The 15900-nt window shown below is 70.4% G+C and carries 17 protein-coding genes and 1 pseudogene; 4 read left to right on the plus strand and 14 right to left on the minus strand.

Annotation, left to right across the window (positions count from 1 at the left end; all coding sequences use genetic code 11):
• Window positions 1–481 precede the first annotated feature (481 nt).
• A complete protein-coding gene (locus ABZT06_RS49405; RefSeq protein WP_355756226.1) occupies window positions 482–646 on the plus strand; it encodes a hypothetical protein in 165 nt (54 codons plus the stop codon).
• An 18-nt stretch (window positions 647–664) separates the two neighbouring features.
• Here the strand turns inward: ABZT06_RS49405 and ABZT06_RS49410 are convergent, their stop codons facing one another.
• From ABZT06_RS49410 to ABZT06_RS49420, 3 genes are read right to left on the minus strand one after another with little or no spacing between them, the layout of a single operon-like run.
• Complete coding sequence (locus tag ABZT06_RS49410) at window positions 665–1087, minus strand: arsenate reductase ArsC (RefSeq protein WP_355756229.1); 423 nt, start codon at window positions 1085–1087, stop codon at window positions 665–667.
• 26 nt (window positions 1088–1113) lie between these two features.
• On the minus strand, window positions 1114–1854 hold the full coding sequence (locus ABZT06_RS49415; RefSeq protein WP_355756232.1) for an MIP/aquaporin family protein: 741 nt from the start codon (window positions 1852–1854) through the stop codon (window positions 1114–1116).
• The gene (locus ABZT06_RS49420) at window positions 1851–2225 is read right to left on the minus strand and encodes a metalloregulator ArsR/SmtB family transcription factor (RefSeq protein ID WP_355756235.1); all 375 of its coding nucleotides are present in this window, start codon (window positions 2223–2225) and stop codon (window positions 1851–1853) included. Before ABZT06_RS49420 ends, ABZT06_RS49415 begins: the two co-directional genes overlap by 4 nt.
• A 104-nt stretch (window positions 2226–2329) precedes the next feature.
• On the opposite strand from ABZT06_RS49420, the gene arsM reads away from it, so the two are divergent.
• Window positions 2330–3226: an arsenite methyltransferase gene (gene arsM, locus ABZT06_RS49425; RefSeq protein WP_355756237.1), complete on the plus strand. Its 897-nt coding sequence runs from the start codon at window positions 2330–2332 to the stop codon at window positions 3224–3226.
• A 561-nt stretch (window positions 3227–3787) separates the two neighbouring features.
• On the opposite strand, the gene ABZT06_RS49430 is transcribed toward arsM, so the two are convergent.
• The 10 genes and pseudogenes from ABZT06_RS49430 to ABZT06_RS49475 all read right to left on the minus strand — a co-directional run bounded on the left by ABZT06_RS49430 (window position 3788) and on the right by ABZT06_RS49475 (window position 13121).
• On the minus strand, window positions 3788–4108 hold the full coding sequence (locus tag ABZT06_RS49430) for a hypothetical protein (protein ID WP_355756239.1): 321 nt from the start codon (window positions 4106–4108) through the stop codon (window positions 3788–3790).
• On the minus strand, window positions 4089–4535 hold the full coding sequence (locus ABZT06_RS49435) for a MerR family transcriptional regulator (RefSeq protein ID WP_355756241.1): 447 nt from the start codon (window positions 4533–4535) through the stop codon (window positions 4089–4091). The genes ABZT06_RS49430 and ABZT06_RS49435 overlap by 20 nt, the downstream gene beginning before the upstream one ends.
• Window positions 4532–4867 carry a hypothetical protein gene (locus ABZT06_RS49440; protein ID WP_355756243.1) on the minus strand — a complete coding sequence of 112 codons (336 nt, stop codon included), beginning with the start codon at window positions 4865–4867 and terminating at the stop codon, window positions 4532–4534. Before ABZT06_RS49440 ends, ABZT06_RS49435 begins: the two co-directional genes overlap by 4 nt.
• Window positions 4868–5340: 473 nt before the next feature.
• The gene (locus ABZT06_RS49445; protein ID WP_355756245.1) at window positions 5341–6747 is read right to left on the minus strand and encodes a HAMP domain-containing sensor histidine kinase; all 1407 of its coding nucleotides are present in this window, start codon (window positions 6745–6747) and stop codon (window positions 5341–5343) included.
• 167 nt (window positions 6748–6914) lie between these two features.
• Window positions 6915–7358: pseudogene (locus tag ABZT06_RS49450) on the minus strand (transposase); the annotation flags it as partial.
• Between the two features lie 56 nt (window positions 7359–7414).
• On the minus strand, window positions 7415–7765 hold the full coding sequence (locus tag ABZT06_RS49455) for a metalloregulator ArsR/SmtB family transcription factor (protein WP_355756247.1): 351 nt from the start codon (window positions 7763–7765) through the stop codon (window positions 7415–7417).
• A gap of 176 nt (window positions 7766–7941) precedes the next feature.
• Window positions 7942–9672, minus strand: coding sequence for a SulP family inorganic anion transporter (locus ABZT06_RS49460; RefSeq protein ID WP_355756249.1), 1731 nt, complete (start codon window positions 9670–9672; stop codon window positions 7942–7944).
• A gap of 198 nt (window positions 9673–9870) precedes the next feature.
• Window positions 9871–10494: a hypothetical protein gene (locus tag ABZT06_RS49465; protein ID WP_355756251.1), complete on the minus strand. Its 624-nt coding sequence runs from the start codon at window positions 10492–10494 to the stop codon at window positions 9871–9873.
• 3 nt (window positions 10495–10497) lie between these two features.
• Window positions 10498–12210, minus strand: a complete 1713-nt coding sequence (gene ctaD, locus ABZT06_RS49470; protein ID WP_355756253.1) for a cytochrome c oxidase subunit I — start codon at window positions 12208–12210, stop codon at window positions 10498–10500.
• Window positions 12211–12725: 515 nt separating this feature from the next.
• Window positions 12726–13121, minus strand: a complete 396-nt coding sequence (locus ABZT06_RS49475; protein WP_355756255.1) for a hypothetical protein — start codon at window positions 13119–13121, stop codon at window positions 12726–12728.
• A gap of 435 nt (window positions 13122–13556) precedes the next feature.
• Here ABZT06_RS49475 and ABZT06_RS49480 point away from each other — a divergent pair, with 435 nt between their 5' ends.
• Window positions 13557–13928, plus strand: coding sequence for a hypothetical protein (locus ABZT06_RS49480; protein ID WP_355756257.1), 372 nt, complete (start codon window positions 13557–13559; stop codon window positions 13926–13928).
• Between the two features lie 94 nt (window positions 13929–14022).
• On the opposite strand, the gene ABZT06_RS49485 is transcribed toward ABZT06_RS49480, so the two are convergent.
• The gene (locus tag ABZT06_RS49485; RefSeq protein ID WP_355756259.1) at window positions 14023–14598 is read right to left on the minus strand and encodes a hypothetical protein; all 576 of its coding nucleotides are present in this window, start codon (window positions 14596–14598) and stop codon (window positions 14023–14025) included.
• A gap of 589 nt (window positions 14599–15187) precedes the next feature.
• Between ABZT06_RS49485 and ABZT06_RS49490 the strand changes: the two genes are divergently transcribed.
• On the plus strand, window positions 15188–15900 hold a 713-nt coding region (locus ABZT06_RS49490), incomplete at its 3' end, for an alpha/beta fold hydrolase (RefSeq protein WP_355756261.1).

Below are 15900 nucleotides of genomic sequence, written 5' to 3' on the forward strand. Positions count from 1 at the left end.
AGGCCCTGCCGTTATGCCCCGACCGCCGAGAGGTCACCCGAACAGGAACCGTGTTCGACTGGTCAAGCCTGCTGAGCGGTAAGCGGATGGCTTCTTACCGCAGTCATTGCGAGCCGGATGGGGGCCTGTGCCGTCACGGCCCAGTCGGACTCGCCGCTCGATGCGTTGATGACGAGACGCGGGCTCACCTCGCTCATGACAACGCCCTTCCAGCGGGTTGGTCGGCGGGCCACATCTTCGGGCCCTCGGCGTGCGGCCACGCTCGGCCGTGCAGGAACGTGCGGAACCACCGCGACCACTCCGCATCCTCGTACTCCGGGTACTCGTAGGCGTCCCCTATTTCCCACGCGTGCTCGTACGCCGTCTTCGGCCGCTCGGCGAGAGACCGGGTTCCGTCGAACGCTGCAGCCCGGTCATCGGCTGAGCTGACGGGTGGGCCATTGCGCGTCAACATGCTGAACTTGACAGAGAATCCGCAGGGTTGGGCACCCGCAGTGAGCTGGAGTATCACCTCGTGCGTCCCGAACTGGTGGCGGAGTTCCTCGCCGACACCGCGGTCGACGAGGGCGTCTACCGTCACCCCGTGCGCTTTCTGCGGCTGCGCGACGACCTCACCCTGCAGCAGGTCCCGCCCTTCGGCACCTGATCGCGCACCGGTCGGCGGTCAGGCGGAGGCCGGGATGCCCAGCTCACCGAGCAGAGCGCGGACCCGCGCTTCGACGGCGTCGCGGATCGGCCGCACGGCCTCGACGCCCTGGCCCGCCGGGTCCTCCAGCTGCCAGTCCAGGTACCGCTTTCCGGGGAAGACGGGACAGGCGTCGCCGCAGCCCATGGTGATCACCACGTCCGAGGACTGCACCACCTCGGTGGTCAGGACCTTCGGGGTATGGGCGGAGATGTCGATGCCGACCTCCTTCATCGCGTCCACGACCGCGGGGTTGACGGAGTCGGCGGGCGCCGAGCCCGCCGAGCGGACCTCGACGCGGTCTCCGCCGAGGTGGGTGAGGAAGGCGGCGCCCATCTGGGAGCGGCCGGCGTTGTGGACACAGACGAACAGCACCGACGGGCGCGAGGCGGGAGTGCTCATGGAGGGTGTCTTTCTCGGGGGCGTGGTCAGGAGGCTGCGGGTTCGGGTTCGGGTTCGCCGCGCGGGACCTCGACCGCACGGCGGGCCGCAGCGGTGTGCGGGCCGTAGACCGCGGTCACGACGGCGAGCCCGAGAGCGGCGCCGGCCAGCTGGGCGGCGATGAACGGGGCGACGGAGCCGGGCGCGATCCCGGCGAACGTGTCGGTGAACGTGCGGCCGATGGTCACGGCGGGGTTCGCGAACGAGGTGGAAGAGGTGAACCAGTAGGCGGCCCCGATGTAGGAGGCCACCGCTGGGGCCAGCGAGGCACGGTTGATCCGGTTCAGGCCGAAGACCAGCAGGATGAGCCCGGCCGTGGCGACGACCTCGCCGAGCCACAGGTGGCCGGCGGACCGGTCGTGGGTGGAGAGCTGCACCAGCGGCTTGGCGAACATCGCGTCGGCCAGGATCGCCCCGCCGACCGCTCCCGCCATCTGGGCGGGCACGTACGCGGCGACGTCCCGCAGAGCGAGGCCGCCCGGGGCGTGGCGGCCGGTGAACCAGGCAGCCAGGGTGACAGCGGGGTTGAAGTGCGCGCCGGAGACCGGCCCGAACAGGGCGATCAGCACGCCCAGGCCGAAGACGGTGGCCAGGGAGTTGGCGAGCAGCTGGACACCGACGTCATCCGACAGCTCGGTGGCCTGGATGCCGGAACCGACGACCACCGCCACCAGCAGGGCGGTCCCGATCGCCTCGGCGGCAACCCGGCGGCCGAGCGGCGCGCTCACGCAGGAGCTCCGGCGGGCTCCGTGGTGGTCAGGAATCCGGCGAGCCGGTCCAGGACTCCCGGCAACACCCAGTAGTACACCCAGGTCCCGCGGCGCTCGCAGTCGATGAGCCCGGCCTGGCGCAGCAGCTTGAGGTGGTGGGAGATCGTCGGCTGGGACAGCTCGAAGGCCGGGGTCAGCTCGCACACACAGACCTCCCCGCCCTCTCCGCGCGAGGCGATCATCGACATCAGCCGCAGCCGCACGGGATCGCCCAGCGCCTTGAACACCTTGGCCAGGTCGGCCGCCTGGTCCTCGTCCAGCGGGGCGGTGGACAGGCCCGGGCAGCAGGCGGCGTCCTGGCCGATCACCTCAAGCTCTTGTTTCGACATGCCTCTATGTTGACGTTTTTCGATCCAAGACGCAAGGTTGCATCAATGAACGTCAATACAAGCCGTTCCGGGCACCGCCATGCCCGTCATCCAGGAGTGAAGTCATGAGCGATCAGACCACCACAAACCTGCGCGAAACTGTCCGCCAGCGGTACGCCGCCGCAGCCGTCAAGGTCACCGAAGGCGGCACCGCCTGCTGCGGGCCCGAGCCGGTCGAGGTCGACGAGAACTTCGGCTCGACGCTGTACGCCGCGGCGGAGCGCGACACTCTGCCCACCCAGGCTGTCGCCGCCTCCCTCGGCTGCGGCAACCCCACGGCCGTCGCCGAACTGCGCGAAGGCGAACGCGTCCTGGACCTCGGCTCCGGCGGCGGCATCGACGTCCTGCTCTCCGCCCGCCGCGTCGGCCCCACCGGCAAGGCGTACGGACTGGACATGACCGACGAGATGCTCGAACTCGCCCTGGCCAACGCCGCCAAGGCGGGCGCCACCAACGTGGAGTTTCTCAAGGGCACGATCGAAGCCGTCCCGCTGCCCGCGAACACCATCGACGTCGTCATCTCCAACTGCGTGATCAACCTGTCCACCGACAAGCCCGCCGTCTTCGCCGAGACCTTCCGCGTCCTCAGGCCTGGTGGCCGGATCGGTGTCTTTGACGTCGTCGCCGACGACACCCTCACCCCCGCCCAGCGCGCCGAGCGCGGCGACTACGTCGGCTGCATCGCCGGGGCACTCTCCTTCGCCGAATACCGCGCCGGACTCGAAGCCGCCGGGTTCACCGACGTCACCATCACCCCGACCCACCCGGTCGCCGACGGCATGTACTCCGCGATCGTCCGCGCCACGAAGCCGGCTACCGCCGAAAACGCCCGGCCGACTGCCGAGTCGAGCGATGCCTGCTGCGGCGTCGACGCCTGCTGTACGCCCGCCGAGACCTCCGTCGACCCCGCCCTCACCGTGACCGAGGCCAAGACCACGTCAGGGTGCGGCTGCCAGGGCTGACGCGAGAGCGGGGTCGGGGTTCCGAACTTGAGGGCCCCGACCCCGCTTCCGTCGTGGACAACGGACAAGCACAAACCCTGTCCATAACTTGATTTATGCCCTGTTGAGCTGTCCACGGCCTCTGGTCCAGCGTCATGTCGATCAAGGGTTGGCGGGTGCACTTCACTCGCCGGGACCCGGCGTGGCCACGTGAAGCGACGCCGTTCATACGGGAATTCAGCTCCCTGTTCTCCGGACTCGATGAATGGCTGGACGACCTGGACGGACCCGAGGGCAACCGTTCCTAGTGGATCCGGCGGCGCAGTACGAGGTGGCGTTGAACCGCTACTTCTCGGTGTGGCTGGCGTTGTCACCGTAGAACACCCAAGCCGCGCATGCCCGGGACCTGCGCACGTACTTCGACTTCCTGGGGGTTCGGGCGAGGCCGGTGCGACTGGCTCGACGCGACCATGGACGATCAAGCAGCGTATGAGTGGTGGCGTCGTCGCGACGAAAGCGGACCCCGAGTGGAACTGGGACCGCGAGGTCTCCACGGTCAACCAGTTCTACCTGTGGGCGAACCTACTGGCGGCCCGTGCTCGTGATCTTCAGCGGGTCCGCGGACATCTTGCAGCCGCACCCGCTCTCACCTGCGGCCTTAGCCGCGCAGGAGCAGGAGTGGGAGCGGCGGCGCTGGTCGAGCCACCAGGTCCCGGCGGCGAGCACGGCCAGGACGACGGCGAGGGCTGGCAGCCAGCCCACCACGGCCCCGGCCCCGGCGCCGACGACGCCTGCGGTGATCAGGACGGGCAGCGCGCAGCACGCCACGCAGGCCAGGGCGGCCAGGCCCCCGAGCGCCTTCGGAGCGCGGTGGGGGCGCGGGTCAGCAGCAGGGTCCGGCATGGCGGTTCTCCTCGGCGAGGTCGGTGAAGGGGATGGGACAGCAGGCGCTGGAGGCGCAAACGGTCAGGTCGTCGCAGCCTGCTTCGACGGCAGCGGCCAGGGCGGTGCGGATGGTGGTCAGATCGGCGATCTTCGCGTCGACCTCGGCGAGCTTGGCCGCAGCACGTTCCTGGAGGCCCGCGACGGGACGGCCGTGCCGGTGGCGGCCGGCCTCCAGCAGCTCGGCGACCTCCTCCAGCGTGAACCCGAGCCGCTGGGCGGCCTTGATTACGCGCAGCGCGGTCACCGCGTCCTCGCCGTACAGGCGGTGACCGCCATTGCTTCGTTCCGGCTCGGCCAGCAGGCCGCGCCGCTCGTAGTAGCGCAGCGTCTGCACGTTCACCCCGGCCGCCTCGGCGACCTGCCCGCTGCGCAGGCCCGAGCTCACCGCGACTCCCGGGAGGCAGCGGTCCGCGTGGCGAGGGCGTCCAGGACTGCCTCGTGCGCCGGGTCCACGGAGATGTCCAAAGCGATCAACTCCTCGCCCGGGGTGGTGGTGATGGTGAAGAACGAGCAGCAGCCGCTCTCGCGCTCCGCCAGATCACGGACCCGCTCCTCAACGCCCGCCCCGCTGGCCAGGTTCAGGCGCAGCCTCAGCGGCTGGGGCCGCGACAGCGAGGTCAGCCGTTCGGAGAACAGCGCGTCCCACTCTGCGACCCGCAGGGGCCGCTCCTCGGTGGGCATCGTGCAGGACTGCGGTACCCACGCCAGATCACTCATCGCACTCACTCCCGTCATCAGGCCCCCAAGGGCGGGGACACCTCCGACGCTAAACCCGTACCTAGGTACAGGCTGCAAGTCCTGGACGCGGCTACAGGTGGGGGTGGGGAGACCCACTGAGCATGTGTGGGTTGGCCGAGCATGGGGTGGCCGATTTCAAAGATCCCCATCATCGTGCAGCCAGCAGAATCCGAATTCGCGGCGCGCCGCAGCTCGCCGCCCATGTTGACCAAGGAAGCGGCCGTAGCAGTCGAGAGCGGGCCGAGCTCCCGATCAGGTAATCGGGGCTCGCCAGGTCACCGGAATCGGCTGACGCCGCCCCGACGCCGGGACATCCAAACAGCGCGCCGCGGATAGCCCGGCACACGTCACCACCCCCGCTGCGAACTTGGCGGCGAGCAGCGTTGGTCGCCGCCGCACCGGCCCGCTCGTTGCCAGGGCAATCCGGCCTGTTCCTGGGTCTGCGGAGGGCCTTAGCGCCGACCGGCGGTGTGTGTTCGCTGGCTGAGGGGACGGCGGGAGCCGGAGCCCTCCCCGCCCGAGCGTGGCCCACGCGGGCGTGATGTGACGGGCCGGAGCTGGATGCGGGCGTCGAGGCCGGTGTCGGGGGAGGGGTGGAGGGTGATCGTGCCGCCGGAGGCGTTGATGAGGTGGCGGACGATGGGCAGGCCGAGGCCGGTGCCGTCGTGGTGGGCGTCGGAGGAGCGCCAGAACCGGTCGAAGGCGCGTTCGCGGTCGGCGGCGTTCATGCCGGGGCCTTGGTCGATGATGTGGAGTTCGGTGCCGGGGGTGCGGTGCAGGGTGATGGTGGTGCCAGGTGGGGAGCCGCGCAGGGCGTTGGCGATCAGGTTGTCGATGATCTGTTCCAGGGCGCCGGGGATGGCCCACACCTGGCCGACGTGAGGGCCGGTGATGTCGAGGGCGACGTACTGCTCGGCTGCCACTGGCTCCCATATCGCCACCCGTTCGGCGGTGACCGCGTCGAGGTCGACGGGTTCGGGGGTGGTGGCGGTGTTCTCCAGGCGGGCCAGGGCGAGCAGGCCCTGGACCATGCGGCCGAGGCGTTCGACCTCGTCGACTGCCTCCTCCAGGCTGGGGTGTGCGCGCGGGTCGAGGTAGGGCTCGAGGTTCTCCAGCCGCAGCCGCAGCCGTAGCCCGGTCAGTGGGGTTTTCAGCTGGTGGGAGGCTTCGGAGGCGAATGCCTGCTGGGCTTTGAGCAGGTGCTGGAGCTGGGTGGCGGTGTGCGTGAACGACGTGGCGAGGCGGCGTAGTTCGGGTGGTCCGGTGGTGGCGTCGGGCGGGTGGGTGAGCTGTCCCTCGGCGAGCTGGGCGGTTGCGGCCTCCAGGGTGCGCAGCGGGCTGGTGATCCAGCGGGCCAGGGTGAAGGCGGCCAGGGCGACCGCGGCGAGGACGCAGCCTCCGGCCAGCGCGAGGGCGCCCCAGATGCGGTGCACCCGGGTGCTGACCTGGTCCAGGGGGTAGGTCAGGCGCAGGGTGCCGCGGATGGTGGTGCCGGAGGCGCCGGGCATGGTCGCGGACAGCACGTCGCGGCCGGCGCTGTCGGTGGTGGTCGTGACGGTGGGCTGGTTGGTCAGGGCGCGGGCGATGTCAGGCTGTGTGGCGAGGCTGATGCCGGTGCGGGCGGCCGGGTCGGAGTCGGCCAGGACGATGCCCTGCTTGTCGGTGACGACGACGTGGCCGCCGGTGCGGGTGGCGTAGTCGCCGATGACGTCGGGCAGTTCGCCGACCTTGCCTTCTTCGATGTTCTCCTCGGTGACCTCGGCGAGCATGGCCGCGTCGCGTTCCACGCTCTGGGAGGCACGGGAGGTCTCACCGCGGGCGTAGATGTAGCCGAGTGGGATCTCCAGGCCGGCCAGCACGAGCAGGGCCAGGGCGAGATAGCTGAGGAGCAGGCGCCGGGTTATCCGGTGGCCTCCACGAAAGGGTGGTCGCCTGGGACGGTGAGGCGGAAGCCGACGCCGCGGGCGGTGGTGATCCAGCCCGGGTCGCCGAGCTTGCGGCGCAGGGGACTTGATGTGGTTGATGCTCCTTGCCAGGTTGGTGCGGATTCGTGGGTGATGCGGCGGAACATGAGGGCGATCATCGCGATGTAGATCATGGCGGTAGAGCGGGTGGGCAGGGCTTCGTAGTCGCGGGCCAGGCGGCGGTGGTGCATCAGCCAGCCCAGAGTGCGTTCGACCACCCACCTGCGGGGCAGGACGGTGAAGCCCCTGGTGCCGGGGCGCGTCGGACGACTTCGAGGCCGATGCCAAGGCGGGCGGCGTGGTCGACGAGGTACTCGCGGTAGCCCCGGTCGGCCCAGCCTTTGCGGAGGCCGGGGTGGTCGGCGGCGAGGCGGTGGAGGAGGCGTTCGCCGGCGACGGAGTCCTGGATGCTCGCGGCGGTCACCAGCACGGTAAGCATCAGGCCGGTTGTGTCGATGATGATGCTGCGTTTGCGGCCGACGGCACGACTTCGGCGACTCCGCCCCCGAAGTCGTCACCGGCACTCTCGATCTCGCAGGCCATTTCCGTGAGACGGCCTGCGCTAGGACGGCGGTTTCACCTCGGCCTGGGCCGCCTGGAGGTCGGCGAGCAGTTCGGCCTGGCCGGCCAGGACCCCGGAGAGGATCGTCCGTGCGACTCGGAGCAGCTCCGCGATGTGCGGGCTGGTCAGCGAGTAGTACACGGTCGAGCCCTCCTTGCGGGTCACGACCAGGTTCGCCCGACGCAGCACCGCCAGCTGCTGGGAGAGATGAGCGGGTTCGATGCCCACCTCGGGCAGCATCTCGGCGACCGCGTGCTCGCGCTCGCTCAGGAGCTCCAGGACCCGGATGCGCGCCGGGTGACCGAGCGTCTTGAAGAACTCGGCCTTGAGTTGGTACAGCGGCGCGGTCACGGCGCCACCCCCTCCCCGGCACACCGCAACGCCCGAACGGGATTCGCGTTCCCGCGCACCACGCGTCGCATCCACTCATCCACCGACTTCATGCGGCACATCCTTGCCTACGCCACCGGCCGGGCCGAAACCCCCGCCCGGGCCCGCTTTCCCGAAGGGCCGTACGCGGAGCGTGCTCATCGGGTTGTTTCCGCACCGGAGTCTGCGCTCGGCGGCCTCGCTGCGGCGGCGTCGGGCAGGACTCCGGCCGTGGCCAGGTGGTCGCGGGCAGCGCTGATCGCCTCGGGGGTCGTGGCGTACTCCCGGCCCTCGTGTCTGAGGAGCCCGAGAGCGCCGACGGCCTCCAGGACCTGGCGCTGGCCGGGGCGTATCCCCGAGGCCAGGACCAGAGTGCCGCGGCGGTTCAGTTTCTCCACCGCGTCCTTGAGAACGAGGGCGCCGGTGGCATCCATGGTCGACACGCGCGACATGCGCAGGATCACGACGCGGACGTCGGCGACCTCGGTCAGCTCCAGCAGGAAGCGGTGGGAGGCGGCGAAGAACAGCGGGCCGTCGATGCGGTACGCCACGATGTGCTCGGCCAGCAGGGCATGTTCCTCGGCGCTGTGGTCGCCCCGGTCGAGCGGGACCTGGTCGAAACGGGCCTGCTTGGCCACGGCACGCAGGGCGAGGGCGCCGGCCACGACCAGGCCGATGATCACCGCGTACACGAGGTCGAGGGCCAGGGTCGCGACGGCCGTGAGGACGAGGATCAGCGCGTCGGAACGGGTCGCCCCGGCCATCGCCCTGAGCGAGCCGACCTCGATCATGCGCAGGGCCGTGGCCAGCAGGACGCCTGCGAGCGCGGCCAGCGGGATCTTCGAGACCAGAGGGGCCGCCGCGAAGACGATCACGGCGAGGACCGCGGCGTGGGTGAGGGCGGCCAGCCGGGAGCCCGCGCCGGTGCGGACGTTGACGGCGGTACGGGCGATCGCGCCGGTCGCGGGGACACCGCCGAAGAGCGGCGCGACGATGTTGGCCACGCCTTGTCCGAACAGCTCCCGGTCGGGGTCGTGCTTCTGCCCGACCGTCATGCCGTCCGCGACCGAGGCGGAGAGGAGGGACTCCAGTGCGGCCAGTGCGGCGACCGCGACCGCCGGGGTGAGCAGCGAGCCCAGGGAACCGAGGTCGAGGAAGGACAGCGAGGGCGCGGGCAGCCCCGCGGGCAGGTCACCGATCGGCTTGGCCGCGTCCAGGCCGCCGAGCTGCGCGACGAGCGTCGCGGCGATCACCGCCAGGATGGAGACGGGAACCGTCGGCCGCCACCGAGCGCCGGCCAGCATGACGGCGGCCACCGCGATCGCCAGGCCGACGGCGGTCCAGTTCGGGGACTTCGCGAACTCCTCGACCGCCCGCCAGGTGACGACGAGGACGCGGTCGCCCTCGGGCTTGGACACGCCGAGCGCGTTCGGGACCTGCTGGAGGCCGATCACGCAGGCGATGCCGAGGGTGAAGCCCTCGACGACCGGCGCGGGCACGTACTGCATGTACTTGCCCGCCCGCAGCGCGGCCAGCGTCACCAGCATGACGCCCGCCATCAGTCCTACCGTCAGCACGCCGGTCGCTCCGTACCGGCCGACGATCGGCACCAAGACGACCGTCATGGCCCCGGTCGGTCCGGACACCTGAAGGTTCGATCCGCCGAACACGGCGGCCAGGGCGCCGGCAACCACGGCGGTCGCCAGGCCCGCCTCGGCCCCGAGCCCGGAGGAGACGCCGAAGCCGAGCGCGAGCGGCAGCGCCACGACGGCCACGGTCAGCCCGGCGAGCAGGTCACGGCGAGGGTCGCGGCCCGTCTCCGCGAGATCGGAGCGAGTGGGCAGCAGCGCGGTGACCCGGGCCCAGGCACGGTGGAGGGTCTTCGTCATCGCGCGGCGGCCCCGGCTTCGGGCAGCCCTGCCGGCAGGTCGTTCCGTACGGGATGCCCTGGCACCCGGACGAACTCGGTCTCGGCCTGGTGCGGCGGAACGGACACGACTCCTCGGCTTTCTTGCGAGCCCCGCCTCGCGGGGGCGGGTGCGAAAGTGCCGTGACCAAGCTATTTGCGAGCACAGCAAGTAAAGCATCTAACCAATTGCGAAATTTGGCAACTCTGCATCAGCCGGACCCGACGCCCCCTCATGCGGGGCACAGGCGTGGCCCGGCGTCGTGGGGCGGCCGCTGGCCGTACGCGACAGGGTGACTGCGAGGGTGAGGAACACGCCGACGACCACGGCGGGAACCGCGGCGGCCACCAGCCACTCCAGGCCGTCCTCGGGCCCGGCGGCCACCAGGAGAACTTCGGCGGCCGCCGCGGCGGCCAGCCCGGAGGCGACGAGGCCGGCGAAGGCGCGCCGGGCCCGGTCCTGACGCGCGCCGTGCGGGGGCGGAGCGGCTTCCAGCGCCGCCCAGTGGCGGGCCACCTCCCTCGCCTCGAACCGGCGCTGCACACGGGCGCGGATCCGGAGGCCGGCCGTACCGGCGGCCCCTGTCACGGCCATCGCGCACGGCACCGGCCACGCCGTGCCCGCGAGAAGCAGCAGGGAAACGGTCGCCGCAGTGCTCCAGCCGGTCAGGCAGGCCGCTGCCGCCGTACGGCGAAAGACGGGACGGTCGTCTCCCGCGCGCAGGTCGGCGCGGGCGGGCAGATACCAGACACAGCTGGACACGGTCACCAGGGCGATGCCCAGCCCCAGTACCACGTGGGTCATGGCTCAGCCCGCCATGTCGAGTTCGGCGATCTCCGGGTGGTGCAGGTCGAACGCCGGGGATTCGGAGCGGATGCGGGGCAGGGAGAGGAAGTTGTGCCGCGGGGGCGGGCAGGAGGTGGCCCACTCCAGGGAGCGGCCGTAGCCCCACGGGTCGTCGACGCCGACCGGCTTGCCGTACTTGGCGGTCTTCCAGACGTTGTAGAAGAAGGGCAGCAGCGAAAGACCGAGCATGAACGAACCGATGGTGGACAGCGTGTTGAGGGCGGTGAAGCCGTCGGCGGCCAGGTAATCGGCGTAACGGCGCGGCATGCCCTCGACGCCGAGCCAGTGCTGCACGAGGAACGTGGTGTGGAAGCCGACCGTGAGCGTCCAGAAGGTGATCTTCCCGAGCCGCTCGTCGAGCATCTTGCCAGTCATCTTCGGCCACCAGAAGTGGAAGCCGGCGAACATCGCGTACACGACCGTCCCGAAGACCGTGTAGTGGAAGTGCGCCACGACGAAGTACGAGTCGGAGAGGTGGAAGTCCATCGGCGGGGACGCGAGGATCACGCCGGTCAGACCGCCGAAGACGAAGGTGATCAGGAAGCCGGTGGCCCACAGCATCGGCGTTTCGAAGGACAGAGACCCCTTCCACATCGTGCCGATCCAGTTGAAGAACTTCACACCGGTCGGGACCGCGATCAGGAACGTCATGAAGGAGAAGAACGGCAGCAGCACACCGCCGGTGACATACATGTGGTGCGCCCACACCGTCACCGACAGACCGGCGATGGCGATCGTCGCGCCGATCAGGCCCAGGTAGCCGAACATCGGCTTGCGGGAGAAGACCGGGACGACCTCGGAGACGATCCCGAAGAACGGCAGCGCCAAGACGTACACCTCGGGATGGCCGAAGAACCAGAACAGGTGCTGCCACAACAGGGCGCCGCCGTTGGCCGCGTCGAAGACATGCGCGCCGAACTTGCGGTCGACCTCCAGCGCGAACAGCGCCGCCGCCAGCACCGGGAAGATGATCAGGATCAGGACGCCGGTCAGCAGCACGTTCCACACGAAGATCGGCATCCGGAACATGGTCATGCCGGGCGCACGCATGCAGATGATCGTGGTGATGAAGTTGACCGCACCGAGAATGCTGCCGAAACCGGAGAGCGCCACCCCCATGATCCACAGGTCGGCGCCGAGGCCCGGGGAGTGCACGGCGTCCGACAGCGGGGCGTACAGGAACCAGCCGAAGTCGGCGGCCCCGCCCGGGGTGAGGAAGCCGAACGCGGCGATCGACGAGCCGAACAGGAAGAGCCAGTAGGCCAGCATGTTCAGCCGCGGGAACGCCACGTCCGGCGCGCCGATCTGCAGCGGCATGATCCAGTTGGCGAAGCCGGTGAACAGCGGCATGGCGAACATCAGCAGCATGATCGAGCCGTGCATCGTGAACGCCTGGTTGAACTGCTCGGTGGACATGGTCTGCAGTCCGGGGCGGGCTAGTTCGGCCCGCATGAGCAGCGCCATCACGCCGCCGACGATGAAGAACACGAACGCGGTGACCAGGTACAGCGTCCCGATCTTCTTGTGGTCGGTGGTGGTGAGCCACTCCACCCACGTCGGGCGCGCGGCTCTTGCACTCGGCGCTCCGGTCGTCTCGTCGGTCGCCTTCGCGGTCGCGGGGACTTCGGCCCCCGGCCTCGCGGTCTGCACCTGACGTATCTGTGCCTCGTCCACCGGACGGCATCCTCCCCAGCTGATCAAGTCGTCGGCGGGCCGGGAAGTGCCGTGGGACGGGATGTGGACCTGGCCCTTCCCGGCCACCGCCACATGATCCGTCGCGGACCCCCAGGGTCGGATAGGGCTGAACAGTCCCTGTGCGGCCCTGCCGTTGGGCCCAACGGCCCCTTCGCGTCACCGAGTCGGCGGAGCACGACGGAACGACCCACCCGGGCCGCACGCCGCCGAGCGCTGACAGGCCCGTACCGGACCGTGGTACGCGGCCTCCTCCAAGCCATATGGGACCGGGGCCGGGGCCTGGAACTTCCCCGCCTCCTGCGGACGTGGAGGCAGCGGTCTGCCCCAACGACGCCGAGTCCGGCGCCCTCGGGTGACCGGTGACGGGCAGCGGCTGCCGCGGTTGCTGCCGGTGGGCATCACCGAAGCCCTCGTGGACCGGATCCGGCCCGGGCCCACATCCGCCGGGCGGCGACGAGCGCCTTGGCAAAGCGGTACACATCTGGCCCGTACACCTACACGCGCCCCCCACCAGCCCCGCGCCGGGCCGCACACAGCCCGCACCCGAACACCACCGGCCCCCACTCCAGCGCTCCCGCACGCCACCGCATCCACCCCCGCCCATCCCTGTCCCTGCCGGCCAGCGCCGGCGGCCCGGCCGCCCACGACGGCAGCGCCCGCGCCAGATGCCCCGCCGGCACACGACACCACCCGGCCAACTGCTCCTGCGCCACCGTGTCGAGCAGCACCTCACCGTCCGCACGGCCCCGGTCTTTGCGCTGCATCTGGCTCGCCGACCGCCACCCTCCGGCCAGATCTGGCGCCTTCAGCCCGTACGCGGCCGCCACCCGACGGAGGAACGACCACGTCGTCTCGCCCAGCACCGGCACCACACGCAGGACTGCCTCCACCGAACCGCCTCCCGCTCGCACCCGAATCGGACGGTGCCCCGCAGCACGCACAGGGCGCCGGCCCGCTGACACCGGGCACCGGCGAACGAGCGTCACCGGTGCCCGGTACCGCCCTGGCACGCAGCGCTCGATGAACCCCTCATGGCTGAGCCACCGCAGCGGCTGTGATCGGGGCGCCGTGTGGGAATCGACGCGGTGGCTGCGCAGGCATGCTGGAGCACAGGCGGTCTGCGCCTGGCCCAGGGCAGAGCCGCGTCACATCTGTGACTGAGCGCTTCCGGTGGCGGGTTTCGCTACCTGAAGCGCTCAGCGTGCCGCGCCTCCCGGGCGGGGCACAGACGAGGAGGCCTGGTGCGACGGCGGCGTTCCAAACCCCTGGCGGTCAGCCGCGCGCCATGGGATCGTCCGCAGGTGACCGACGCTGCTGGTGGGGCAATGACCTTGAGACGGCCGGACGACCGCGCTGCGTCCGCCCTGCGCTTCGCGACGGAACTCGTCGCGTGGGTGGCCACCCCCTGGGCCCTGGCCAGCCACTCATGGCTGCTTGCCGCCCTGTCCGTGCTGGCCCTGATCGGCCTTCCGACGTTGTTCTCCACCCCGGGGGACAAGGCCAACGTGATCATCGCGGTGCCGGGCTGGGCCACGATCCTGCTGGTGCTGCTCCAGCTCGCCGCGGCCGTGGTCTCGTCGTGGCTGGCCTGGCCCGCCTGGGTGGCGGCCCCCGTGACCCTGCTGGTCGCCGCCACCCTCGTCACGGAGCGTCGGCGCTGGCGGTGGCTGGTCTCCGCGAACCGACTCGCCAACTGAACCGTTCACCCGCCATCCGGAGCGCTCAGTCACAGGTGCACATGAGCCGGAGCACGCGCGTGGCGCTCGACGAGACAGCGGATCCGTGACGCTGTCAGACGGACTGCTCGCCGGAGTCGGTCGATGCGGATGTGTCGGGGATCGTGTAGTAGACGGACTTGCCCTGCTTGGTGCGCTGGGCCCGGTTCTTGGCCACGAGCCCTTCGAGGGTGGTGCGCACGACGGTGGTTTTGACGGTGCGCTCGGGATGCAGCTGGTCCAGTGCGGCGGCGATCTCGGCAGCGGAGCGCGGTTCGCTCAGGCCCGTCAGGTGTTCGCGCACGAGGTCGACGAGCGTGGGCGATGCGGTCGGCGTGGTCGATGCCTCGACAGCGGTCTTCTTGCCGGTTCGCTTCCTGGGCGCGGCGGACTGCTTGGCCGCACCGGCTGTCTTCTTGCGTGCGGCAGGAACCGACGCGGCGGATTCAGCTGCGGGTGCGGCAGCCGGGGCAGGGACACCGAGGGCCTGCTGGAGGTTCACCAGGACGGTGTGGTCGCGCTGTACAGAGGCCAACCGTGCCTGAAGCGCTGCGATTTCACAGCTGAGGTCCTCTTGCTCCTTCAGGTTGCGCTCGAGGTCACTGGCCACCTGCGCGCTGTACTGCGAAGTCAACTCGGTGGTTTCGGACATGGTGCTCACACCTTTCCGGGGCGCTACGGGCCAGCGAGCACCCTGCTCGTGGCGTATGCGAAAGCCAACACGCACGTGCTCTGCTCCTGGTGCCCTGCGACCAGGAGCAGCCATCACCGCACAGTTGTGTTTGCAGAGATAGTACGGAAGACCTCTGCATCCTTGTCCGCTGATGGCCGAGAGGCAGCAGGTCGAGCATGACGGCGCTCAATGCGCGCAGGTGTCTGCCCGGCCGGAGAGGCCCGGGGAGGGGGAGCCGGCTGCCAGTACACCTCGTCGGTGCCCCGCTGGAGGTGTCAGGCTGACAGGGTGCGGTCGGCCACCAGCCGGTCGAGCAGCACTTGGGTCTGTCAGCTGATCGTTGTAGGTCGCGTGCAGGTCGAACTGCTCGACCGCCGACGGTGGCGCACTCAACTCGGGGCAGGCCGTAGTCCCTACCCGGGGTGATTCATACCTGCCGGGGCAGTACGTCGTCGCCGCAGATGGCGTCCGGGTACCCCCCCCACCCGGCGCCTCCGTTCTATGAGGTCGCATCGGCGCGATCCACGATGGACATCTCCATCGATCACGACACGAGGTGGCCGACACCATGACGCGTGAGGACATCGAATTCCAGGGCGAGGGTGGCGTCACTCTCCGCGGGTGGTTCTACCCGGCAGTCGGGGCGTCAGGGCCTACGGCCACGGTTGTCGTGTCCCACGGCCTGACCGCGGTCAAGGAGATGTATCTCGACGACCTCGGCGCCTACTTCGCGGAGGCCGGTCTCAACGCCCTCGTCTACGACCACCGCAACTTCGGCGACAGTGACGGGACGCCCCGCCAGGAGGCGGACCCGGTGATGCAGCAGCGCGACATGCGCCACGCCATCTCGTACGCCACGACCCGTCCCGACGTCGACGAGAACAGGATCGGCCTCTGGGGAACCAGCTACACCGGCGGCGTGGGCATCGTGGTGGCTGCCGTCGACCGTCGCGTCAGGGCCGTCGTCTCGCAGGTGCCCGGCGTCTCGGGCGCCGGGCAGGCCATCCGCGCCGTGCGACCCGACCTCGCGGCCCACCTGCGCGGGATGCTCGACAGCGACCGGATGAACCGCTTCGCGGGCGGCGAGCCGGGCGTGGTGCCGGCGGTCAGCCCCGACCCGGCGGGCCCGGCGATGATGCCCGACGCGGGGGCCTGGGAGTGGTTCACCGAGGCCGCCAAACGCGCCCCCAACTGGAAGAACGAGGTGACGGTGCGCTCGATGGAGATGGCCGGCGAGTACGAGCCGATCAGCTACATCAGCCGCGTCTCGCCCACGCCGCT

The sequence above is a fragment of the Streptomyces sp. NPDC005483 genome (genome assembly GCF_040606035.1).
Lineage (GTDB): Bacteria > Actinomycetota > Actinomycetes > Streptomycetales > Streptomycetaceae > Streptomyces.